Here is a 21782-nt window from a genome sequence, read left to right on the forward strand (position 1 = left end):
CCTTCGGATGCCCCGAATCGCGCAGCCTCCGGAGGAGGGCGGGAGATCAGGCGGCGGCTTCGCGGATCGGCTCGCGTGCGGCCAGCGCGGCGAAATAGGCGCGGGTCAGTGCGATCTGTTCGCGTGCGCTGTCGGCGCGGTTCACCACCTGGCGGAAAGCGGCGTTTTCCGGCCGATCTTTGGCGTACCAGCCCAGGTGCTTGCGCGCGATGCGCACGCCGGCCAGCTCGCCGTAGAACGCATGAAGGTGTTCGAGGTGGCCGAGCAGGATGGTCGCGACCTCGTCCGGGGGCGGCTCGGCAAGCTTTTCTCCGGTGGCCAGATAGTGGGCGATCTCCCGGAAGATCCACGGCCGGCCCTGGGCGCCGCGGCCGATCATCACCGCGTCGGCGCCGGTGGCGTCGAGCACGTGGCGGGCGCGTTCCGGCGTGGTGATGTCGCCGTTGGCCAGCACCGGGATGCGCACGCTGGCCTTCACCGCGGCGATCGTCTCGTACTCGGCCTCGCCCTCGTACTTGTCGGCGCGGGTGCGCCCGTGCACCGACAGCGCGGCGATCCCGGCGTCCTCGGCGATGCGGGCGATGCGCAGCGCATTCCTGTGTTCGCGATCCCAGCCGGTGCGGATCTTCAGCGTCACCGGCACCTGGACCGCCTCGACCACCGCGCGGCAGATGCGCGCGACCAGCGGCTCGTCCTGCAGCAGGGCGGAGCCCGACCACACGTCGCACACCTTCTTCGCCGGGCAGCCCATGTTGATGTCGATGATCTGCGCGCCGTGGCTTGCGTTGAAGCGCGCCGCCTCGGCCAGCATCGCCGGGTCGTAGCCGGCGATCTGCACGCTGACCGGCTCCGGCTCGCCCTCGTGGTCCATCCGCCGCAGCGACTTGCGGGTGTGCCAGAGGCTGGGATCGGCGGTGGTCATTTCCGACACGGCCAGGCCCGCGCCCAGCCGTTTGCACAGCAGGCGGAACGGCTTGTCGGTGACGCCCGCCATCGGGGCGAGCACCACCGGCGGGTCGATGCGGTAGGGGCCGATCTGCATGGCGTTAGTGTAACGTCTGTGCCGTGAGGCACCCGCGCCGGGCTGTGGCGGTCGCGGTGGCTGGGCGCTCCAAGGGAGACTCAGGGATCCGATGTCCAGACACCTGGTCGCGATGGTGCTGTTGTTGCCGCTGGCGGCACATGCCGGCGGTGCGATGTCGATCAACGCACTGCGCGGTCGGGCCGTGACCGATCCGCATGGCGTGATCGTCGACGTGCGCCAGCGCCTCGATCGTGGCGGCGCCAACCTGGCGCCGGCCGACGAGCGAGCATTGCTCTGGGGCATGGGCACGGCGGCGATCAACGCCGACGACGAAGCGGCATTCGCCGAATCCACGCTGCGTCTGGACAGCCTCGGGCACGCCCGGGGAGACGCCGTGGCGCTGGCCGCGTCGGGGTTCCTGCGTGCCCGCCATGACGTGGCCAACGGCATCGGCGACGGGTTGGGCGAGGCGTTGCGCGCTGCCGCGCGGGTGCAGGGCAGCGGTGATGCGCAGATCGTCGCGTGGGCGCGGTTCCAGCTTTGCGACGCCTATGCGCTGGACGAGAGCGCCACGAAGGCGCTGGCGCTGTGCCGTCGGGCCGAGGAGAGCTACCGCGCCGTCGGCGATGCCTGGGGTATCGCCGATGCCGAGAATGACGAAGGCATCGCCCTGGCCACCCTGGGACGAACCCGGGAGTCGGCAGCGGTCTACCAGCGCTCGCGCCGCCGTTTCGCCGGGCTGGGGGCCACCGAGCTGGCGGTGATGGTCGGCGACAACCTGTCCAAGATGTACCTGAAGCTGGCCCGGCCGCGCAAAGCGCTGTCGCTGTCGCGCACCTCGCTGGCACACGAGCTGGCCGCGGGTCGGATCAGCGATTCGCTCGATTCCAGCACCGACATCGCGCGTGCCGAGGCGGAGCTGGGGCATCCCCGTCAGGCCTACGCCATGATGCAGGCCACCGTGGCGCGCGCTCGTGCCGCCGGGATCGATGGGCAACTGGTCGACCTCCTGCGCAGCGAAAGCGAACTGGCCGAGCGGGCCGGCCACATGCGCGACGCGGTGGCCCAGTTGCGCGAGGCGTTGAAGCGGACGGCCGCCACCAGCACGCCTGCGTTGCGCGCCATCGAGGCCGAGCTGGAGGCGCGTTACGCGGTCCGTGAGAAAGAGCTGCGGATCCACGACCTGGAGCGCGAGAACCGCATCAAGGGCCTGGCCCTCCAGGCGGCGCGCGCCGAGGCTCGACAGCGCGAAGAGGCGCGCCGGCGCGACGTGCTGGTCGGCCGGGTCACCGGCGGCGCGCTGGCCGGGCTGCTGCTGGTGGCCGTACTCCTGTTCCTGCTGCTGCGGGCGCAGCGCAGGCATGCCGCCGAGCTGCGGCTGCAGGCGTTGCGCGACCCGCTCACCGGCATCGACAACCGGCGGGCGTTCCTGCAGCACGCCGGCGCCCTGTTACCGTTGCGCGGGGATGCGCCGGCGCCGGTGCTGATGCTGATCGACGTCGACCATTTCAAGCGCATCAACGACAGTGCGGGCCACCCGCAGGGCGACCGGGTGCTGGTGCAGGTGTCGACATTGCTGTGCGAAGCGGTCGGCACGCACGGCCGCGTGTCGCGCATCGGCGGCGAGGAGTTCGCGGTGCTTTGCCCGACGTTGGGTGCCGAGGCCGGCATGCGGCTGGCCGAGACGCTGCGGGCCGGCGTGGCCGGGCTGCCCCTGTCATCGAAGGTCGGCCCGGAGCGCGTGACGGTGAGCATCGGGGTGGCGGTGTTCGATGCCCTTCGGCACCTCGATCTGGACGGTTGGATGCGCGCGGCGGACGCCGCACTGTATGCCGCCAAGTCATCCGGTCGCGACCAGGCGGTCGCCGCCGCCAGGATGGACTAGCCCCGCCGTCGATCAGTGCGCGATGGCGCCGCCGAGGTCGCGCCCCGGCACGTGCTTGTGGCGGAACAGGATCAGGAAGGCGATCGCGACCACCACCGAATACGCGGCGAAACTGAGCCAGATGCCGCGCCAGTCCTTGGCGCCGTCCGCTGCGGTGAAGAAGGCCTCGATCACCACGCCGCTGATCGAGCTGCCGAGCACGGCGCCGATGCCGTTCGTCATCATCATGAACAGGCCCTGCGCGCTGGCGCGGATCGCCGGGTCACTCTGGCCCTCGACGAACAAGGAGCCTGAGATGTTGAAGAAGTCGAAGGCCATGCCGTAGACGATGCACGACAGCACGATCATCCACAGCCCCGGACCCGGGTTGCCATAGGCGAACAGGCCGAAGCGCAGCGCCCAGGCCGCCATCGAGATGAACATCACCGTCTTGATGCCGAAGCGCTTGAGGAAGAACGGGATCGCCAGGATGAACAGCGTTTCGGAGACCTGCGAGATCGACATGATGATCGCCGGGTACTTTACCGCGATCAGGTGCTGGTAAGCGGGCACCGTGGCGAAGTCGTGCAGGAAGGTGTCGCCGTAGGCGTTGGTCAGCTGCAGCGAGGCTCCGAGCAGCATGGCGAAGATGAAGAAGATCGCCATCTTGGCGTTCTTGAACAGCTTGAACGAGGTCAGGCCCAGCGTGTCCAGCAGCGAGCGGCTGGAGGCGATGCGTTCGAGCTTGGGCGGGCAGGGCGGCAGGGCGAATGCGTAAAGCCCCAGCACCAGCGCCGCGCCGGCGGCGACGTAGAACTGGCCAGGGGTGGTTTCCAGGTGCAGCAGGCTCACCGTCCACAGCGCGGCGATGAAACCCACCGTGCCCCACACGCGGATCGGCGGAAAGGAAGTCACCACGTCGAGCCCGTCGCGCTTGAGCGCGTTGTAGGCCACCGCGTACGACAGCGCGATGGTGGGCATGTAGCAGCACATGTTCACCAGCATCACCCAGAACAGCACGCCGGGCCGGTCGATCGTCGGCACGATGCACAGCACGATCGCGCCGAGGATGTGCAGCAGGCCGTAGAGCTTCTCGGCGTTGATCCACTTGTCCGCCACCACGCCCATCAGCGACGGCATGAACACCGAGGCGATGCCCATGGTGGAGAAGATCGCGCCGAACTGCGCGCCGCCCCAGTGCTTGTTCTGGAACCAGTACGCGCCGATGGTGATCAGCCAGGATCCCCATACGAAGAACTGCAGGAAATTCATCACCACCAGGCGGAACTTGATGCTCATCGGTCGGCTTCATGCGGCAAGTGGGAGGGGCATTTCTGCACGCGGCGGCGATCGCGGCCAGGGCCACGGTTTCGACCGGAAGCGACAGGAGGCATTCCCCGGATCGGTCCCGCCGGGGCGGGATGCAGTGCGCCGCAGCGTAGAGGAGCCGGCCGGCGAGGAGCAAGCCGCGCCGCGGTGGGCATGGCCCCCTACACTAGCTGCCCTCGCTTTCGCCGGATCGGTTTCCATGGGCAGCCTCCTCACCATCGCCGTGGTCCACCTGCTCGCGCTTGCAAGTCCGGGGCCGGACTTCCTGTTCGTCTCGCAGACCGCTGCGGCCCGTTCGCGCGCGCAGGCGATGGCCGGCGTGTGCGGCATCGCGCTGGGGGTGGCGGTGTGGGCCGCGCTGGCCCTGCTCGGGCTGCATCTGGTGATGGCGCGCTTGGGCTGGCTGCAGAAGGCGATCGCCACGGCAGGGGCGGTCTACCTGATCTGGCTGGGTGTACAACTGCTGCGCAGCACCTGGCGAGGTTCCGGCCGCGCCACGCCCGCACGCGTCGCGCCCGATGCCTGGCACAGCCTGCGCTCCGGGCTGCTGACCAATCTCTCCAACCCCAAGGCGCTGGTCTACTTCGGCAGCGTGTTCTCGGTGCTGGTGGGGCCGGCCGCAAGCGCGGCCACGCGCTGGCTCATCGGTGGGCTGGTGGTGGGCGAGACGCTGGCGTGGTTCGCCCTGGTGGCGGCGTGCTTCGGTCTGCCGGCGGTGCGTCGCGGCTACCTGCGGATGGCCCGCGCGATCGATGCGCTGGCGGGTGCGGTGTTCGTGCTGTTCGGCCTGCGCTTGCTGCTGGGCGACCGTCCGGCCTGAAGGCGCCGTGGCTCAGTCGGCCTCGAACGCGCCGCGCAGCCAGCGCATCCGGGCTTCCTCGCCGGTGCCGTCGTAGCTGACCACGTCGAAGCGACAGGTTCGCCGGGCATGCTGCGGATGGGCGGCGAGCCACAATGAGGCGGTACGGATGAGGCGCCCGCGCTTGCTAGCGGTGATCGACGCCGCGGCACCGCCGTGGCCGTTGCGCGCACGCTGGCGCACTTCGACGAAGACGATCTGCTCGCCGTCGCGCATCACCAGGTCCAGTTCGCCATGCCGGGTGGTGTAGTTGCACGACAGCAGGACCAGTCCTGCGCGTTCCAGATCGCGCTGGGCGAGCGCCTCGAAGGCGGCGCCGGCCTTGCGCATCAGGGCTGGCCGGCGCTGCTGGCCGGAGCCGGCAGTCCGCTGCCCGGGGCCGGTTCCGGTGGAGCAACCGACGGGGCATCCAGTTGCAGGCTGCCGGTCAGCGGGCGCGCCACGCCATCGGTGAACTTCGCCCACACCAGTACACGCCGCACGTGGCCGAAGGGATCGGCGGCAAGCTGGCCGGTGGCGCCGGGGAGGTAGCTGCCCGGGTGGTCGCGCAACCAGCCGAGGTACGGCACCAGGTTCCACGCGTCCATGCCGAAGGCGAACAGCCGCGCCGCACCACCACTGGCAGCCGGGAGCAGGGCGGCGATGCCGGCGTGCGGCGGCAGCCCAGGCTGGGCGTCGAACAGCCAGGGGGCGTCGCAGAACTCCACGCCTTCGAGGTCGCGGTCGTCGCCGGCATCGTCGGTGCCGCCGTAGATGTGGGAGGTGCCGAATACCGGCAACGTGATGTGCGCCACGCGCAGCTGCGGCAGCAGCAGGCGCGCCTGCTCGGGACGCATGCTGATGAAGATCGCCGCATCGGGCTGTGTCGCCGGAATGTTCATGCCGGCGATGGTCTGGGTGAAGTTGATGGCGCCGACGGCCAGCGATGCCTGCGTCACCACCTGCCCGCCGCGCGCGACCAGCTCGGCCTTGAACGCCGCGGCGGCACGCTGGGCGAAATCCTGGGCAGACACGATCACGTAGGCCGAGTGCAGCCCGCGCTCGATCAGGTGGTCGGCGGCCTGGGCCCCCTCGGTCTCGGGCAGCAGGCCGAACTCGGACACGCTGGCCGAGGGCGGCGTGTTGTCGTCGGCCTGATTCAGGGCGAGCACCGGCACCGGCAGGCTGGCCTGGGTGGCGACGGCGGTGACCGCCGCGCGAGTAAGCGGCCCGACCACCAGTTCGGCGCCGTCGCTGACAGCCTGCCGGTAGGCCTTCACTGCGCCGGCGGCGGTGCCGTCGCTGCCGTAGACGCGCACTTCCGCCCGCGGTGCATGGGTGCGGCTGGCGTCGGTATAGGCGGCGAAGAAGCCCTCACGGACAGACGTGGATGCGCTGGCGAACTCCGGCGAGTCGGGCAGCAGCAGGGCGATCCGCGCAGGCATCTGGTAGCCCTCGCGGATGTTGGCGTCGGCGCCGGGCATCATCGTGCCGACCGGCTGGTCCAGCGATGGCTGCGGCGTGGCGACGGTGATGCCGCGCTGCGAGAGGGATTCGTTGATCCACGGCAGCATGCGGTCCGACGGGGTCATGGCGCGGGCGCGTTGCTGCAGTTCGGCCACGCTTAGCTTGCCGAGCTGTGCCAGCACTTCGCGCTGGTTCTGTGCGCGGTCCAATCCGCTGAGAGAGTCGTCCATCTGTGCGCGGGTACGCGCCGCGGTCCAGTGGTCGCCGATGGCATCTAGGGCGCGTGCACGCATCTCAAGCAACCGCAACTGCAGATCCTGCGGCACCCGCAGGCTGGGTTGCGTCGTGAGGTTGAGGGCGCTGCGCGGATCGTTGTGGTGCAGGGCGATCTCGGCGCGCAGCAGGTCCAGCCGTACCGGCTCGTCGCCGCTGAGGCGATCGCGGCGGATGTTCGCGAGCACGGCGGCGGTCTTGTCCAGGTCGCCTTCCTGCCGGTAGGCCTCCGCCGCGTTGAGGCGGTAGGCGTCGGCATGGGCGGTGCTATTGCCGGCCAGGGTCAGGTACGCCTGGGCCGCCTGGTCGAAATTGCCCTGCTGGCGCAGCGTGTCGGCCTGGTGCAAGGCGGCGGTCTCGGCGGGCGAGCGCTGGGTGGCCGTCGGTACGCAGGCGGTGAGCGCAAGGCTGATCAGCAGGCCGAGGCCGGCGGCGCGAGTCAGGCGCATGGAGAATCCCTTGGGTCGTGATCGGAAAGGTAGGACTGCGCGATGATAGACGATCAATCCGTCGCGCCGCGGCGGACGAGGATCCCAGTCGATGCCATCCAGCCAATCCGGTTCCCTGTGGGTGGTCGCCACGCCGATCGGCCACCGCGACGATATTTCCGCACGGGCCATTCAGGCCTTGCGCGACGTCGCGGTGATCGCCGCCGAGGACACCCGGCACAGCCGTCCGCTGCTGCAGCACCATGGCATCGATACGCCGCTGGTGGCGTTGCACGAGCACAACGAACGCGAAATCGTGGACGGACTGGTTCGCCGCATGACCGAGGGCGAGTCGGTGGCGCTGATCTCCGATGCCGGCACGCCGTTGATCTCCGATCCGGGCTTCCGGCTGGTGCGCGCTGCGCGTGCTGCTGGCGTGCGCTGTATCCCGGTGCCGGGCGCCTGCGCGGCCATCGCCGCGCTGTCGGTGGCAGGGTTGCCCAGCGACCGTTTCGTGTTCGAGGGTTTCCTGCCACCGAAGGCTGCGGCGCGGCGCGCCCGCCTGCAGGAGCTGGCCGGGGAAGGGCGCACGCTGATCTTCTACGAGTCCTCGCACCGCGTGGCGGAGAGCCTGGCGGACATGCGCGACGCCTTCGGCGCACAGCGCGAGGCGGTGCTGGCCCGCGAGCTGACCAAGCTGTTCGAGACCGTATTGGGCGAGCCGCTGGGCGAGCTGGCGGCGCGGGTCGCCGCCGACCCCGACCAGCAGCGCGGCGAATGCGTGGTGCTGGTGGCCGGGCGCGGCGAGGAGGTCGACGCCCGGCTGGCCGAGGGGGAGCGGGTGTTCGCCATCCTGCGCGAGGAGCTGCCGCCGGCCAGGGCGGCCAAGCTGGCCGCGGCGATCAGCGGCGCTCCGCGCAAGCTGCTGTACCGCGAGTAGCGCTGAGCGCTGCCTGCGCGGTCCGTTCCCGATCCGTTCTCCCTATTCCCGCTCCCGCCCCCTACAATACGAGGCGGAGTTGGCCGGGCAGTCGCGTCGCATTTCAGTGCGTCGAGGAAAGTCCGGGCTCCACAGGGCAGAGTGCCAGGTAACTCCTGGGCGGCGTGAGCCGACGGCCAGTGCAACAGAGAGCAGACCGCCGATGGCCCGCAAGGGCACAGGTAAGGGTGAAAGGGTGCGGTAAGAGCGCACCGCGTACGGGGCCAACGCCGTACGGCACGGTAAACCCCACTCGGAGCAAGACCAAATAGGGGAACGATAACGCGGCCCGCGTTGTTCCCGGGTAGGTTGCTGGAGCCAGGCGGCGACGCCTGGCCGAGAGGAATGACTGTCGCGTCGCAAGGCGTACAGAACCCGGCTTACAGGCCGACTCCACCTTTTTCCACCCCGGGCGGGCGACCGCCCGGGGTTTTTTGTGGTGTGGCCGGTTCTGAATGCTGGTTCATCCCGGGTGGCGTGTGACTGCGCCACTGGCGTGGGACAAAAATTCCATGGTTTCAAGCATCTTGCTTGGCTTCCTCAGGTAAGAGGTGAAATTTGGTCACCTCTTTGCCTTTACTCCTTGATTCACAAAAGAAATTCCCTTGACAGTCTCATGGGGCGAGACTATCGTGGGTTTCGGTGTGAAATCGTGGGTTTTTGTGGAGTCATTGGGCCGTGTTTCAGGGCGAGACCGCCATCAGTGTTGACGACAAGGGCCGGCTGGCCATCCCGACGATGTATCGGGAGCTGGTCGCGGGCGCCTGTGCCAATCGCCTGGTGGTGACCTACAACCCCTTCGAGCATGGCTGTCTCTGGCTGTTTCCTCATGCGCAATGGGAGCAGGTGCGGGACCAGGTCAATGCGTTGCCCAGCGTCAAGGCCGCCCACCGCAACCTGCAGATGAAGCTGGTGGGTGCCGCGGCGGTGGTCGAGCCGGACAGCGCCGCGCGGATCCTGCTGCCGGCGAGCCAGCGAAGTACCGCGGGGATCGAGAAGAAGGCGGTGCTGCTGGGCATGGGCAACAAGTTCGAGCTGTGGAGCGAGCAGGCCCATCTGGCAAAGATCCGCCAGACCCTCGGCGAAGACGACATCACCCACGAAATGGCAGATCTGCGCCTCTGAGATTGCAGGCGGCGCAACGACAAAGGCGGGACGGGAGCGGGAGTGCGGTATGGGCGAGAGCCGGATGACAAAATCAGGCTCCGCCCCGCTGCAGCACATTCCGGTGATGCTGGAAGAGGCAGTGGAGGGTCTCGCCGTGAAAGCGGGCGGGCGCTACCTAGATGGCACGTTTGGACGCGGCGGACACGCGCGCGCCGTGCTCTCGCGCCTGGGCCCCGGCGGTCGCCTGCTGCTGATGGACCGCGACCCGCAGGCGATTGCCGCCGCGCGTACCGCGTTCGCCGATGACCCGCGGGTTGCGATCCGCCACGACAATTTCTCCGCGCTGGCCGACTGGGACGAGACCGCGGCCGGGCTCGACGGCGTGCTGCTCGACCTCGGCGTGTCCTCGCCGCAGTTGGACGAGGCCGCCCGCGGCTTCAGCTTCATGGCCGACGCGCCGCTGGACATGCGCATGGATCCGACCCGCGGCGAGAGCGCGGCGGAGTTCCTCGCCCGCGCCGACGAACGCGAGATCGCCGACGTGCTGTGGCAGTTCGGTGAGGAGCGCCAGGCCCGCCGCATCGCCCGCGCCATCGTGGCCGACCGCGAGGCCACGCCGTTCACCCGCACCGGCCAGCTGGCGGCGCTCATCGAGCGCATCGTCGGCCGCCGCGAACCGGGCAAGCATCCGGCCACCCGCAGCTTCCAGGCCCTGCGCATCCGCGTGAACGGAGAGCTGGAGTCGCTGCAGCGCGGGCTGGAGGCGGCGCTGGAGCGCCTGAACGTGGGCGGGCGGCTGTCGATCATCAGCTTCCACTCGCTGGAGGATCGCGCGGTGAAGCTGTTCATCCGCGATCACTCCGGTCGCGTCCAGGGCAGCCGCCGCGGCCCACCCGTGGCCGCGGCACCCGCCCGCCTGGAGGCGGTCGGCAAGGCGCACTTTCCCTCCGACGCGGAGCAGGTGGCCAACCCGCGCTCCCGCTCGGCGGTGCTGCGCGTGGCGGAGAAGCTCGCATGAAGGTGTTCGGCGCCATCGCCCTGGTCGGCCTGCTCAGCCTGGTGCTGCTGAGCGCCCTGGGCGTGGTGTGGACGCGGCACGAGAGCCGCGTGCTGTTCGTGCGGCTGACCACCCTGCAGAACCAGCGCGACGCGCTCAACGTGGAATACGGCCGGCTCGAGCTCGAGCAGGCCACCTGGGCCGAACCGCGCCGCATCGACGAGGAAGCGCGCAGCAAGCTCGGGATGGTCACCCCGGCGCCGCAGGACATCCAGCTGGTGCGCCGATGAGTCGCCCACGCAAGGTCGTCCCCGCGAATTCCGGCAGTAGCCGTCGCCGCGTCGGGGCACCGAGTGCGCGCCGCCGTCTGACCCTGGTCGTCGGCCTGCTCGGACTGGCTTCGCTGGGCCTGGTCGCGCGCGCGTTCGATATCCAGGTGATCCGCAAGAACTTCTATCAGGAGCAGGGCGATGCCCGCTTCCTGCGCGAAGTGCCGATTCCGGTCTCGCGCGGCGCGATCTTCGACCGCAATGGCGAGCCGCTGGCGGTCTCCACGCCGATGGTCTCGATCACTGCCGTGCCCTCGCAGGTGCTGGAGAGCGACGACCATCTGCCGGCGCTCGCCGCGGCGCTCGGCACCAGCACCGATCAGCTGCGGACTTACCTCGAGCAGCGTTCCAGTCGCGAGTTCGCCTACCTGAAGCGACAGATGAGCCCGGAAGCTGCGCAGGCCGTGCTCGACCTGGGCATTCCCGGCATCAACGGCCAGCGCGAGTTCCGTCGCTACTACCCCTCGGGCGAGGTGACCGCGCACGTGCTCGGCTTCACCAACATCGACGACCACGGCCAGGAGGGGCTGGAGCTGGCTTTCGACGACTGGCTGTCCGGCCAGCCCGGCAAGAAGAGGGTGATCCGTGACAACAAGGGTCACATCGTCGAGGACGTGGAGCAGATCCGCGCACCCAAACCCGGCCACAACCTCACGCTGAGCATCGACCGCCGCATCCAGTTCCTTGCCTACAGCGAGCTGAAGAACGCGGTGGAGAAGTCGGAGGCGGATTCCGCCTCGATGGTGATCCTCGACGTGAAGACCGGCGAGGTGCTGGCCATGGTCAACATGCCCACCTACAACCCGAACGCGATCGGTTCCAGCACGGCGTCGTCGCGGCGCAACCGCGCCATGACCGACGTGCTCGAGCCTGGCTCGACCATCAAGCCGGTGCTGATGGCCGCGGCGCTATCCAGTGGCCAGTACACCCCGACCGGCCCGCTGATCGACACCACCGGTGGGCACTGGTATTTCCAGGGCCACGATATCCACGACACCCACAACTGGGGCGTGCTGACGCCCACGGGTGTGATCACCAAGTCGTCCAACGTCGGTGCGGCGCACATCGCGATGTCGCTGGATACCAAGCTGATGTACGACACCTACCGGGCCTTCGGCTTCGGTAACAGCACCGACAGCGGGTTCCCCGGCGAGGCCTCCGGTTACCTGAAGATCGGCCGCGACTGGCGTCCGCTGGAGAAGGCGATCATGGGCTACGGCTACGGCCTGAACGTGACCGTGCTTCAGCTCGCCAACGCCTACGCCACGATCGCCGACGGCGGCGTGATGCACTCGCCCAGCTTCATCAAGGGCAGCGACTCGCCACCCAGGGCGATCATCTCGCCGCAGATCGCGCACGAGCTGATCCAGATGCTGGAAACGGTGATCCAGCCCGGCGGCACCGGTGCACCCTACGCTTACGTCGCCAACTACGCCGTGGCGGGCAAGACCGGTACCGCGCACAAGGCCAGTGCCGGAGGCTATTCGAAGAACAGCTACACCTCCGCCTTCGTCGGCATCGTGCCGGCGACCCATCCGCGCCTGGTCGCGGCCGTGGTGGTCGACAACCCCAAGAAGGGCAGCTACTACGGCGGCCTGGTTTCCGGTCCCGTATTCGCCCGGGTGATGGATGGCGCGCTGCGCCTGCTGGACATCCCGCCGGACAACATCGGTCGCTGGTACGTCGGCCAGCCGCTGCAGGACAAGAACGGATTGATCGGCAGCAAGGCCCCCGAGGCGCCCGACATCGAGGAGGCCCCGGTGGACCGGGTAACGCCATGACGATCCAGCGACTCGACCAGTTGCTGCAGGGTCTCGCCGACACCGCCCCGTGGGGCGGTCTCGCCGTTTCCGGGCTCACCCTCCATTCGCACGATGCCCGGCCGGGCTTCGCGTTCGTTGCCCTGCGCGGCACCCGCCAACACGGCATGGCGTTCGCCGCCGACGCGGTGGCGCGTGGTGCGGTGGCGGTGATCGCCGAGGCTCCGGTGCCGTCCGACGTGCCCGGGCTGGGGGTGCCGGTGGTGTGGGTGGACAGTCTGGCCGCGCGGATCGGCGAGATCGCCGCGCGCTTCCATGGACAGCCCTCGCGGCATTTGCGCCTGATCGGCGTGACCGGCACCAACGGCAAGACCTCCACCGTGCAACTGCTGGCGCAGGCCCTGCATGCGCTCGGCCACCGGGCAGCGACGATCGGCACGCTCGGCGCTGGACTGGTCGGCGAGCTGCGCGAGGGGGAGCGCACCACGCCGGACGCGATCAATGTGCAGGCAACGTTGGCGGCGTTTCGCGAGGCCGGGGCCAGCCACGTGGCCATGGAAGTCTCTTCCCACGCACTGGTGCAGGGTCGGGTCAACGGGGTCGCGTTCGAGGTGGCGGCCTTCACCAACCTCACCCGCGACCACCTGGACTACCACGGCACGATGGAAGCCTACGGCGAAGCCAAGGCCCGCCTGTTTGCATGGCCGGGACTGAGGGCTGCAGCGATCAACGTCGATGACGCGTTCGGTGCGACGCTGGCCGAGCGCCTGCCGCCCGGGGTGGCAGGCCTGCGCGTGAGCGCCGCCGGCCTGGCCGGTGCGGACGTGGCGGCCGAACAGGTCGTGACCTCGGGCGAGGGACTGGCCTTCCTGCTGCGCACGCCCTGGGGCTCGCGGCCGGTGCGCAGCCGGCTGCTGGGCCGCTTCAACGTGGCCAACCTGCTCACCGTGGTGGCCTGCCTCGGTGCGCTCGGCGAATCGTTCGAGGACATCGTCGGAGCGGTGCAGACGCTGGCGCCGGTCAATGGCCGGATGAACCGCCTCGGCGACGGTCTGCGCCAGCCGCTCGTGGTGGTGGACTACGCACACACGCCGGACGCCCTGGAGCAGGCCCTCACGGCACTGCGCGCGCACTGCGCCGGACGCCTCCTGTGCGTGTTCGGCTGCGGCGGCGAGCGCGATGCCGGCAAGCGTCCGGTGATGGGGGCGATTGCCGAGCGTCTCGCCGATGTGGCGATCGTCACCGACGACAACCCGCGCGGCGAGGATGGCGACGCCATCGTGGCGCAGATCGTGGCCGGCTTCGCCGATCCGGCGAGGGCACGCGTGGAGCGTGACCGCGAGACGGCGATCCGCCTGGCGCTGTCGATGGCCCATGCCGGCGACGTGCTGCTGGTGGCCGGCAAAGGCCACGAAACCTATCAGGAGGGCGCGCACGGAAAGCGCCCGTTCGATGACATGGAAGTGGCGCGCGTCGCGCTGGAGGCCTGCGCATGATGCAGCTGGATACCATCGCGCTGTGGACCCGCGGTCGCCGCTACGGTGACGACGTGGCCGTGCAGGGCGTGGCGATCGATACCCGGAAGCTCCGCGCGGGCGATCTGTTCGTGGCACTGCCGGGCGAGCGGGTGGACGGACATGATTTTGTCGCCGAAGCGAAGTCGCGTGGCGCCGCGGCAGCGATGGTCACGCGCAAGCTGGACATCGACCTGCCGCAGGTGCTGGTGAACGATGCGTCGGCCGCGCTGGGTGACCTGGCCAGCGCCGTGCGTGCGCAGCGCAATGTGCGGGTCATCGGCATCACCGGCTCGAACGGCAAGACCACGGTGAAGACACTGGTGGCGTCGATCCTCTCGCGCCATGGCCACACGCATGTCAATGCCGGCAACTACAACAACGAACTCGGCCTGCCGCTGACCTTGCTGGCGATGCCCGAGGACACCCAGTACGCCGTGCTGGAGATGGGCGCGGGCAAGCCGGGCGACATCGATTACCTCGCATCGATCGCGCGGCCGGACGTAGGCGTGATCACCTGTGTCGCGCCGGCCCACCTGGAGCGGATGGGCAGTATCGAGGGCGTGGCCGAGACCAAGGGCGCGCTATACCAGTCGCTGCCGGCCGATGGCGTGGCGGTGATCAATGCCGACGACGCGTTCGCCTCGTTCTTCACCGGCCTTGCCGGTACGCGCCGGATCCTGCGCTATGCGCTCGACCACTCCGCCGACGTCGGTGCGGAGATCGTCGAGCAGCGCGTGGACGGTTCGCGCTTCGTGTTGAGCACGCCGATGGGTGATGCCGACGTCTCATTGCCGCTGGCCGGTCGTCACAACATCGCCAACGCACTGGCCGCCGCGGCGGTCGCACTGGCGCTGGACGTTCCGCTGGACGTCGTTGTGGCCGGGCTGGAGCAGGTGAATGGCGTGGCCGGACGGCTGAAGGTGGAGCCGATGCCTGCGGGCTGGACGCTGATCGACGACAGCTACAACGCCAATCCCGGCTCGGTCACCGCCGCCATCGACACGCTGGCGCTGGCGGCCGGCGAGCGATTGCTGGTCCTGGGCGACATGGCCGAACTCGGCCCCGGCGCGCGCGCGCTACATGCCGCCGTCGGCGCGCACGCGCGCGAGCGCGGGCTGGATCGCCTGCTCGCGGTCGGGGCGCTCAGCGCTGCCGCAGTGGAGGCATTCGGCGAGGGTGCGATGCACTTCGCCAGCAAGGAAGCCCTCGTGGCCGCGCTGCAGCCGTTGCTGCACGCCGGCGTCACCTGCCTGGTCAAGGGCTCGCGCTCGTCGGGCATGGACCAGGTGGCTTCGGCCTTGCGCCCCCCAACCGATACCGGAGGCGCGCCTCATGTTGCTTGATCTGGCCGACTGGATGGCTCGTCATTTCGCGACGCTGCACCTGTTCCAGTACATCACCTTCCGCACCATCATGGCGGCGCTGACCGCGCTGGCGCTGTCGCTGCTGTTCGGGCCGGCGGTGATCCGCAAGCTGGCGATGCTCAAGGCCGGGCAGGTGGTGCGCAGCGACGGCCCGCAGACCCACCTGACCAAGGCCGGCACGCCGACCATGGGCGGGGTGATGATCCTGCTGTCGGTGGCCATCTCCACGCTGCTGTGGGCCGACCTGCACAACCGCTATGTGTGGGTGGTGCTGGCAGTGACGCTGGGTTTCGGCGCGATCGGCTTCTACGACGACTACCGCAAGATCGTCCTGCGCGACAGTCGCGGGCTGGCCTCGCGCTGGAAGTATTTCTGGCAGTCGGTATTCGGCCTGATCGCCGCCTGGTTCCTGTTCCACACCGCGCAGATACCGGCCGAGACCGCCCTGTACGTACCCCTGTTCAAGCAGGTAGCGATTCCGCTGGGCGCGCTGTTCGTGGTGCTGGCCTACTTCATGATCGTGGGCTTCTCCAACGCGGTGAACCTCACCGACGGCCTCGATGGCTTGGCGATCATGCCGACCGTGCTGGTCTCCGGCGCTCTGGGCGTGTTCGCCTACCTGGCCGGCAACAAGGTGTTTTCCGAATACCTGGGCATCCCCTCGATTCCGGGCGCCGGCGAGCTGGCGATCTACTGCGGTGCGCTGGCCGGCGCGGGGCTGGGTTTCCTGTGGTTCAACACGTATCCGGCCCAGGTGTTCATGGGCGACGTGGGTGCGCTGGCGATCGGTGCGGCACTGGCCACCATTGCGGTGATCGTGCGCCAGGAAATCGTGCTGTTGGTGATGGGCGGCGTGTTCGTGATGGAGACCGTCTCGGTGATGATGCAGGTGGCGAGCTTCAAGCTCACCGGCAGGCGCATCTTCCGGATGGCGCCGATCCACCATCACTTCGAGCTCAAGGGCTGGCCCGAGCCCCGCGTGATCGTGCGTTTCTGGATCATCAGCGTCGTGCTGGTGCTGATCGGCCTCGCCACGTTGAAGGTGCGCTGATGCTCGGACTCGGCAACAGCCAGGCGATCAAGCGCACCGGGCCGCGGGGCAGCTACGACCTGTGGCTGATCATCGGACTGGTGGGCCTCGCCAGCATCGGCGTGGTGATGGTCGCCTCCAGCTCGATTGCGGTGGCCGACGCTGACCACCTCGGGCCGTTCTACTACCTGAAAAAGCACCTCGCCTACCTCACCCTCGGCGTGATTCTCGCGGGTGTCGCGATGCGGGTGGAGCTGAAGCTGCTGGAGAAATACTCGGTCCCGCTGCTGCTGGCCGCTACCTGCACCCTGCTGGCGGTGTTCGTGCCCCACTTCGGCATGAAGATCAACGGCGCACACCGCTGGCTGAACCTCGTGGTGATCAGTTTCCAGCCGGTGGAGGCGATGAAGCTGATCCTGGTCGTGTACGTGGCCAGCTTCCTGGTACGCCACCGAGAGAGCGTGGAGAACACCTTCTGGGGCCTGCTGCGCCCGATCATCGTGGCCGGGGTGATCGTGCTGCTGCTGCTGGCACAGCCGGACTTCGGCTCGGCCACGCTGGTGATCGCGGTCACCATCGGCATGGTCTGGCTTGGCGGCGCGCGCCCGGTATTCCTGTTCGGCATGGGATTGCCGCTGATGCCGCTGCTGGCGATCGCCGCGACCAGCGAAAGCTATCGCATGAAGCGCCTCACGTCGTTCATGAACCCGTGGAAAGATCCGTTCAACGACGGCTTCCAGCTGACCCAGTCGCTGATGGCGATCGGCCGCGGCGAGTGGACCGGGGTGGGCTTGGGCTCGAGCGTGCTCAAGCTGTCCTACCTGCCGGAAGCGCACACCGACTTCATCCTCGCGGTGATCGGCGAGGAACTGGGCCTGGCCGGCGTGATCGGGGTGATGGCGCTCTTCGCCCTGGTCATCTCCCGCGGACTGGTGATGGGGTTGCGGGGTGTCGAGGTCGGGCAGCGTTTCGCCGGATACGTCGCCTTCGGCATCTCGCTGATGATCGGCCTGCAAGCCCTGGTGTCGATCGGCGTGAACCTCGGTGCGCTGCCGACCAAGGGGCTCACCCTGCCGCTGATCAGCTCGGGCGGCTCCTCGGTTCTGCTGACCTGCGCCATGGCCGGCGTACTGCTGCGCGCCACCTACGAGATCAACCGGGCGCTCGACGCTCGCCAGATGGCCACGCGCATGCCGGCGCTGGCCGTGGCTGATGCCAATCCTGTGAACGCGCCGCGTGAGCGCGAGGCGGTGGCCGCATGAACGCGACGCAGCGCCCGGTGCTGATCATGGCCGGCGGCACCGGCGGCCACATCTTTCCTGGACTGGCCGTGGCCGACGCGCTGCGTGCGCAGGGGGTACCAGTGGCGTGGCTGGGAGCGGCCGGCGGCATGGAGACCCAGGTGGTGCCCGCGCATGGGCTGCCGCTGCACGTGGTGCCGGTCGGCGGCCTGCGTGGCAAGGGCTGGAAGACCCGGCTCGGCGCACCGCTGATGCTGGCCCGCGCGCTGCTGGCCTCGCTGCGGGTGCTGCGTCGGCTGCGTCCGCGCAGCGTGCTGTCGATGGGCGGCTACGTGGCCGGACCCGGCGGGATCGCCGCGCGCCTTACCGGCACTCCGCTGCTGGTACACGAGCAGAACTCGGTCGCCGGCTACACCAACCGCAAGCTCGCCGGCTTCGCACGCCGGGTGCTGACCGGCTTCGCCGATGCCCTGCCGGACGGTATGTGGGTCGGCAATCCGGTGCGCGATGCCATCTCTGCGCTGCCGCCGCCGGCCGCGCGCATGGCCGGCCGCGAGGGCGCGCCGCGCCTGCTCGTCCTCGGCGGCAGCCTGGGCGCGCGCGCGCTCAATCTCGCCGTGCCGAAGGCGCTGGCCCTGCTGCCGCCCGCGCGCCGCCCGGAGGTGCTGCACCAGTGCGGCAAGCGCGGGCTGGACGAGACGCGACAGGCCTATGCCGAGGCGGCCGTGACTGCCGAGGTGGTGCCGTTCATCGACGACATGGCGGGCCGCTACGACTGGGCCGACCTCGCCGTCTGCCGTGCCGGCGCACTGACGTTGGCTGAGCTCACCAGCGCGGGCCTCGGTGCCCTGCTGGTGCCGTTCCCGCACGCGGTGGACGACCACCAGACCCGCAACGCCGAGGCGATGGTCGCTGCCGGCGCGGCCGAACTGACGAAGGAAAGCGACCTGGACGTACAGACCCTCGCCGGGCGCCTCGACGCCCTGCTTCACGACCGCGGTGCGCTGCTGGCGATGGCCACGGCGGCACGCACGCTGGCCAAGCCCGGCGCGGCCGCGGAAATCGCCCGTGCCTGCCTGGAGGTCGCTGCATGACCCCGCGCCGCCTGCTCCAGCACGAAGACCTGATGAGCACTTTCCGTCGGGTCCACTTCATCGGCATCGGTGGCGTCGGCATGAGTGGCATCGCCGAGGTGCTGCACAACCTCGGCTACGCCGTGTCCGGCTCGGACAAGTCGAACTCGGCCACTGCACAGCGCCTGGCCGGGCTCGGTATCGATGTGCGCATCGGCCACGAAGCCGCCCACGTGGGCGATGCCGATGTGGTGGTCACCTCCAGCGCGATCCGCGCCGACAACCCGGAGCTTGTTGCGGCGCGCGAAGCCCGCATACCGGTGATCCCGCGCGCGGAGATGCTGGGCGAGCTGATGCGCTTCCGCCGTGGCATCGCGATCGCCGGCACGCACGGCAAGACCACCACCACCAGCCTGGCGGCCAGTGTGCTGGCCGAGGCGAACTACGACCCGACCTTCGTGATCGGCGGCCAGCTCAATGCGGCCGGCGCCAATGCGCGCCTGGGCACCGGCCAGTACCTGGTCGCCGAGGCGGATGAATCGGACGGCTCGTTCCTGCTGCTGTCGCCGGTGGTCGCCGCGATCACCAACATCGATGCCGACCACCTGGAGAACTACCACGGCGATTTCGCCGAGGTGAAGAAGGCCTTCGCCACTTTCCTGCACCGGCTGCCGTTCTACGGCCTGGCCGTGCTGTGCCTTGACGATCCGGAAGTGGCCGAGCTGGCCCGGGACACCTCGCGCAGGATCATGACCTACGGTATCGATCGCACCGATGCCGATGTGCGCGCGACGAATGTCTCCCAGCGCGGCTTCACGATGAACTTCGATCTGCTCCTGCCCGGTCGCGACCCACTGCCGGTTCAGCTGAACCTGCCGGGGCGCCACAATGTGCTCAACGCGCTGGCCGCCGCCGCGATCGGCTGGCAGCTGGGCGTGGAGGCGGGGGCGATCGGCCGCGCGCTGGCCGGCTTCCAGGGCGTGGGTCGACGCTTCCACGCGCGCGGCGAGTTGCAGCTGGACCGCGGTACCGCGCTGCTGGTGGACGATTACGGCCATCATCCGCGCGAGCTCGCCGCCGTGTTTGCCGCGGCCCGCGGCGGCTGGCCGGACCGCCGCCTAGTGGTGGCCTTCCAGCCGCACCGTTACAGCCGCACGCGCGACCTGCTCGACGATTTCGCCAACGTGCTGGCGGACGCCGACGTGCTGGTGCTCACCGAGGTCTACCCGGCTGGCGAGGCGCCGATCGCCGGCGCCGACGGCCGCGCCCTGGCCCGCGCCGTGCGTGCGCGCGGCAAGGTCGATCCGGTGCTGGTCGAGCATCCGCGCGATTTCAAGGAAACCCTGCCGACGCTGCTGCGCGACGGCGACCTGCTGCTGCTGCTGGGCGCGGGCGACATCGGTGCCGCGGCACTGGAACTGGCGCAGCTGGGCAGTCTGAGGACGACCAAGTGATGAGCAAGATCAACGACCCGGCCCAGTTCGGACGCGTCGCCGTGGTGATGGGCGGCAGCTCCGCCGAGCGCGAGGTGTCGCTCGACTCCGGCCGCAACGTGTTGGCTGCGCTCACGGCGCGCGGCGTGGACGCGCACGCCATCGACGGCATTCCAGCCCTGCTCGATGCGTTGCGCGCCGGCCATTTCGCGCGCGTGTTCAACATCCTGCACGGCCAGCACGGCGGTGGCGAGGACGGCGTCCTGCAGGGCGCGCTGGAGTCGCTCAACGTGCCGTACACCGGCTCGGGCGTGCTCGGCTCGGCGCTGTCGATGGACAAGACGCGCTCCAAGCGGGTGTGGCAGTCGCTGGGCCTGCCGACGCCGAAGTTCGCGGCTCTGCCGCGTGGCGCCGACGTGCATGCGGCCGCCCGCGAAATCGGCTTTCCGCTGATCGTGAAGCCGGCCTGCGAAGGCTCCAGCGTCGGCGTGACCCGCGTGTTCGAGGAGAAGGACCTTGACGCGGCGGTGGAGCTGGCGGCGCGGTATCCCGGCGACCTGCTCATGGAGACCCTGATCGAGGGCGACGAGCTGACCGTGGCCGTGCTCGGCCGCGAGGTGCTGCCGTCGATCCACATCGTCCCGCAGGGCGCGTTCTACGACTACAACGCCAAGTACGTCGCCGAGGATACCCGCTATATCTGCCCGGGCCTGGATGGCGAGGCGGAGGCGCAGCTGCGCGCGTTGGCGCTGGCCGCCTTTGACGCGCTCGGCTGCAGCGGCTGGGGCCGCGTCGATGTGATGCGCGACCGTGCGGGCTGCAACTGGTTGCTGGAGGTGAACACCGCGCCGGGAATGACCTCGCACTCGCTGGTGCCCAAGGCCGCCGCGGCCGCGGGTATCTCCTATGAAGAGCTGTGCTGGCGCGTGCTGGAAACCAGCTTCGACCACGAACGTGGCATTCCGGGAGGACGCGCGTGAGGGGAAGCCTGCGCCTCGTCGCCTGGTGCCTGGCCATCACGCTGGTGGTGCTGCCGGTGGTCGGCGTGCTGCGCGGCTGGTTTGCGGCCGATCGCTGGCCGGTCACCCAGCTCACCGTGCAGGCCGAGTTCAAGCACGTGAAGGCCGAACAGGTGCGCGCGGCGGTCCTGCCGCACCTCGGGCACGGATTCTTTGCACTGGACCTGGACGCGGTACAGAAGGCAGTCGCGTCGCTGCCGTGGGTGGAGTCGGTCGAGGCGAGCAAGCGCTGGCCGGACACGCTGCTGCTGCGCATCTACGAACGCCAGCCCTTCGCCCGCTGGAACGACAGGCAGCTGATCAGCCGCCAGGGCCAGGTGTTCAGTGTCCCAGCCAGCGACCTGGCGCCGGATCTGCCCAGCCTGCATGGGCCGGACGATCACCTGGCCGAGGTAGTGAGCTTCTACGCCGATGCGCGCAAGGCTTTCGCCGGCACCCATCTGCAGATCACCGGTGTGACGCTGACCGAGCGCGGCAGCTGGAGCCTGGTCACCGCGGACGGCGCGCAGATCGTGCTGGGTGACCGCGAGCAGGCCGGCAAGCGGCTACGGCGCTTCCTGGACGTGTATCCGAAGGTGATCGCCGGGCATGACACCGGCTTCGCCTACGCGGACCTCCGTTACACCAACGGCTTTGCCGTGCGCTGGTTGCCTTCGGCGGCTCCGGCCTCCAACGACAGGGGCGCGCCCCGCACATGAAGAACCCCCGCC

Annotated in this window: 19 protein-coding genes and 1 other RNA gene; 16 read left to right on the forward strand and 4 right to left on the reverse strand. The window is 69.4% G+C overall.

Annotated features, from left to right (window positions below; all coding sequences use genetic code 11):
* Positions 1–46: 46 nt before the first annotated feature.
* The gene (gene dusB, locus NC595_RS07435; RefSeq protein WP_253565746.1) at positions 47–1042 is read right to left on the reverse strand and encodes a tRNA dihydrouridine synthase DusB; all 996 of its coding nucleotides are present in this window, start codon (positions 1040–1042) and stop codon (positions 47–49) included.
* Between the two features lie 91 nt (positions 1043–1133).
* On the opposite strand from dusB, the gene NC595_RS07440 reads away from it, so the two are divergent.
* The gene (locus NC595_RS07440) at positions 1134–2909 is read left to right on the forward strand and encodes a GGDEF domain-containing protein (protein WP_253565747.1); all 1776 of its coding nucleotides are present in this window, start codon (positions 1134–1136) and stop codon (positions 2907–2909) included.
* Positions 2910–2921: 12 nt separating this feature from the next.
* Here NC595_RS07440 and NC595_RS07445 read toward each other — a convergent pair whose 3' ends face one another.
* Positions 2922–4187: a nucleoside permease gene (locus tag NC595_RS07445; RefSeq protein WP_253565748.1), complete on the reverse strand. Its 1266-nt coding sequence runs from the start codon at positions 4185–4187 to the stop codon at positions 2922–2924.
* A gap of 229 nt (positions 4188–4416) precedes the next feature.
* Here NC595_RS07445 and NC595_RS07450 point away from each other — a divergent pair, with 229 nt between their 5' ends.
* Positions 4417–5037: a LysE family transporter gene (locus NC595_RS07450; RefSeq protein WP_253565749.1), complete on the forward strand. Its 621-nt coding sequence runs from the start codon at positions 4417–4419 to the stop codon at positions 5035–5037.
* A 12-nt stretch (positions 5038–5049) separates the two neighbouring features.
* On the opposite strand, the gene NC595_RS07455 is transcribed toward NC595_RS07450, so the two are convergent.
* Together NC595_RS07455 and NC595_RS07460 are read right to left on the reverse strand one after the other, a co-directional pair.
* Positions 5050–5406: a YraN family protein gene (locus NC595_RS07455; RefSeq protein ID WP_253565750.1), complete on the reverse strand. Its 357-nt coding sequence runs from the start codon at positions 5404–5406 to the stop codon at positions 5050–5052.
* Positions 5406–7244 carry a penicillin-binding protein activator gene (locus NC595_RS07460; protein ID WP_253565751.1) on the reverse strand — a complete coding sequence of 613 codons (1839 nt, stop codon included), beginning with the start codon at positions 7242–7244 and terminating at the stop codon, positions 5406–5408. Before NC595_RS07460 ends, NC595_RS07455 begins: the two co-directional genes overlap by 1 nt.
* 91 nt (positions 7245–7335) lie before the next feature.
* Here NC595_RS07460 and rsmI point away from each other — a divergent pair, with 91 nt between their 5' ends.
* The 14 genes from rsmI (at position 7336) to NC595_RS07530 (ending at position 21770) form a co-directional block, all read left to right on the forward strand.
* Positions 7336–8163 (forward strand): 16S rRNA (cytidine(1402)-2'-O)-methyltransferase, encoded by an 828-nt coding sequence (rsmI, locus tag NC595_RS07465; protein ID WP_253565752.1) that lies wholly within the window; start codon positions 7336–7338, stop codon positions 8161–8163.
* Between the two features lie 75 nt (positions 8164–8238).
* Positions 8239–8601, forward strand: an RNA gene (gene rnpB / locus NC595_RS07470) — RNase P RNA component class A.
* A gap of 279 nt (positions 8602–8880) precedes the next feature.
* Positions 8881–9327, forward strand: a complete 447-nt coding sequence (mraZ, locus tag NC595_RS07475) for a division/cell wall cluster transcriptional repressor MraZ (protein WP_253565753.1) — start codon at positions 8881–8883, stop codon at positions 9325–9327.
* A 64-nt stretch (positions 9328–9391) separates the two neighbouring features.
* Positions 9392–10327, forward strand: coding sequence for a 16S rRNA (cytosine(1402)-N(4))-methyltransferase RsmH (gene rsmH, locus NC595_RS07480; RefSeq protein ID WP_253565754.1), 936 nt, complete (start codon positions 9392–9394; stop codon positions 10325–10327).
* The gene (gene ftsL, locus NC595_RS07485; RefSeq protein WP_253565755.1) at positions 10324–10596 is read left to right on the forward strand and encodes a cell division protein FtsL; all 273 of its coding nucleotides are present in this window, start codon (positions 10324–10326) and stop codon (positions 10594–10596) included. Before rsmH ends, ftsL begins: the two co-directional genes overlap by 4 nt.
* Positions 10593–12416, forward strand: a complete 1824-nt coding sequence (locus tag NC595_RS07490; protein WP_253565756.1) for a peptidoglycan D,D-transpeptidase FtsI family protein — start codon at positions 10593–10595, stop codon at positions 12414–12416. Before ftsL ends, NC595_RS07490 begins: the two co-directional genes overlap by 4 nt.
* Entirely contained in the window at positions 12413–13891 is a 1479-nt protein-coding gene (locus NC595_RS07495) for a UDP-N-acetylmuramoyl-L-alanyl-D-glutamate--2,6-diaminopimelate ligase (RefSeq protein ID WP_253565757.1), read from the forward strand. Before NC595_RS07490 ends, NC595_RS07495 begins: the two co-directional genes overlap by 4 nt.
* Positions 13888–15255: a UDP-N-acetylmuramoyl-tripeptide--D-alanyl-D-alanine ligase gene (locus NC595_RS07500; RefSeq protein ID WP_253565758.1), complete on the forward strand. Its 1368-nt coding sequence runs from the start codon at positions 13888–13890 to the stop codon at positions 15253–15255. Before NC595_RS07495 ends, NC595_RS07500 begins: the two co-directional genes overlap by 4 nt.
* Positions 15245–16327 (forward strand): phospho-N-acetylmuramoyl-pentapeptide-transferase, encoded by a 1083-nt coding sequence (mraY, locus tag NC595_RS07505; protein ID WP_253565759.1) that lies wholly within the window; start codon positions 15245–15247, stop codon positions 16325–16327. The genes NC595_RS07500 and mraY overlap by 11 nt, the downstream gene beginning before the upstream one ends.
* A complete protein-coding gene (gene ftsW / locus NC595_RS07510) occupies positions 16327–17568 on the forward strand; it encodes a putative lipid II flippase FtsW (RefSeq protein ID WP_253565760.1) in 1242 nt (413 codons plus the stop codon). The genes mraY and ftsW overlap by 1 nt, the downstream gene beginning before the upstream one ends.
* Positions 17565–18641: an undecaprenyldiphospho-muramoylpentapeptide beta-N-acetylglucosaminyltransferase gene (gene murG, locus NC595_RS07515; protein WP_253565761.1), complete on the forward strand. Its 1077-nt coding sequence runs from the start codon at positions 17565–17567 to the stop codon at positions 18639–18641. Before ftsW ends, murG begins: the two co-directional genes overlap by 4 nt.
* On the forward strand, positions 18638–20074 hold the full coding sequence (gene murC, locus NC595_RS07520) for a UDP-N-acetylmuramate--L-alanine ligase (RefSeq protein WP_253565762.1): 1437 nt from the start codon (positions 18638–18640) through the stop codon (positions 20072–20074). The genes murG and murC overlap by 4 nt, the downstream gene beginning before the upstream one ends.
* Positions 20074–21033 carry a D-alanine--D-alanine ligase gene (locus tag NC595_RS07525; protein WP_253565763.1) on the forward strand — a complete coding sequence of 320 codons (960 nt, stop codon included), beginning with the start codon at positions 20074–20076 and terminating at the stop codon, positions 21031–21033. The genes murC and NC595_RS07525 overlap by 1 nt, the downstream gene beginning before the upstream one ends.
* Positions 21030–21770 (forward strand): cell division protein FtsQ/DivIB, encoded by a 741-nt coding sequence (locus NC595_RS07530; RefSeq protein ID WP_253565764.1) that lies wholly within the window; start codon positions 21030–21032, stop codon positions 21768–21770. Before NC595_RS07525 ends, NC595_RS07530 begins: the two co-directional genes overlap by 4 nt.
* Positions 21771–21782 lie beyond the last annotated feature (12 nt).

It is taken from the genome of Dyella lutea (genome assembly GCF_024158035.1).
GTDB lineage: Bacteria > Pseudomonadota > Gammaproteobacteria > Xanthomonadales > Rhodanobacteraceae > Dyella_A > Dyella_A lutea.

Excerpts from the sequence above, each read along its gene's own strand:
- murG (WP_253565761.1), top strand. The coding sequence starts at position 17,565 with ATGAACGCGACGCAGCGCCCGGTGCTGATCATGGCCGGCGGCACCGGC.
- NC595_RS07455 (WP_253565750.1), bottom strand. The coding sequence starts at position 5,406 with ATGCGCAAGGCCGGCGCCGCCTTCGAGGCGCTCGCCCAGCGCGATCTG.
- NC595_RS07460 (WP_253565751.1), bottom strand. The coding sequence starts at position 7,244 with ATGCGCCTGACTCGCGCCGCCGGCCTCGGCCTGCTGATCAGCCTTGCG.
- rsmH (WP_253565754.1), top strand. The coding sequence starts at position 9,392 with ATGACAAAATCAGGCTCCGCCCCGCTGCAGCACATTCCGGTGATGCTG.
- NC595_RS07450 (WP_253565749.1), top strand. The coding sequence starts at position 4,417 with ATGGGCAGCCTCCTCACCATCGCCGTGGTCCACCTGCTCGCGCTTGCA.
- NC595_RS07525 (WP_253565763.1), top strand. The coding sequence starts at position 20,074 with ATGAGCAAGATCAACGACCCGGCCCAGTTCGGACGCGTCGCCGTGGTG.
- murC (WP_253565762.1), top strand. The coding sequence starts at position 18,638 with ATGACCCCGCGCCGCCTGCTCCAGCACGAAGACCTGATGAGCACTTTC.
- NC595_RS07500 (WP_253565758.1), top strand. The coding sequence starts at position 13,888 with ATGATGCAGCTGGATACCATCGCGCTGTGGACCCGCGGTCGCCGCTAC.
- ftsL (WP_253565755.1), top strand. The coding sequence starts at position 10,324 with ATGAAGGTGTTCGGCGCCATCGCCCTGGTCGGCCTGCTCAGCCTGGTG.
- NC595_RS07495 (WP_253565757.1), top strand. The coding sequence starts at position 12,413 with ATGACGATCCAGCGACTCGACCAGTTGCTGCAGGGTCTCGCCGACACC.
- NC595_RS07490 (WP_253565756.1), top strand. The coding sequence starts at position 10,593 with ATGAGTCGCCCACGCAAGGTCGTCCCCGCGAATTCCGGCAGTAGCCGT.
- ftsW (WP_253565760.1), top strand. The coding sequence starts at position 16,327 with ATGCTCGGACTCGGCAACAGCCAGGCGATCAAGCGCACCGGGCCGCGG.
- NC595_RS07445 (WP_253565748.1), bottom strand. The coding sequence starts at position 4,187 with ATGAGCATCAAGTTCCGCCTGGTGGTGATGAATTTCCTGCAGTTCTTC.
- mraY (WP_253565759.1), top strand. The coding sequence starts at position 15,245 with ATGTTGCTTGATCTGGCCGACTGGATGGCTCGTCATTTCGCGACGCTG.
- NC595_RS07440 (WP_253565747.1), top strand. The coding sequence starts at position 1,134 with ATGTCCAGACACCTGGTCGCGATGGTGCTGTTGTTGCCGCTGGCGGCA.
- rsmI (WP_253565752.1), top strand. The coding sequence starts at position 7,336 with ATGCCATCCAGCCAATCCGGTTCCCTGTGGGTGGTCGCCACGCCGATC.
- dusB (WP_253565746.1), bottom strand. The coding sequence starts at position 1,042 with ATGCAGATCGGCCCCTACCGCATCGACCCGCCGGTGGTGCTCGCCCCG.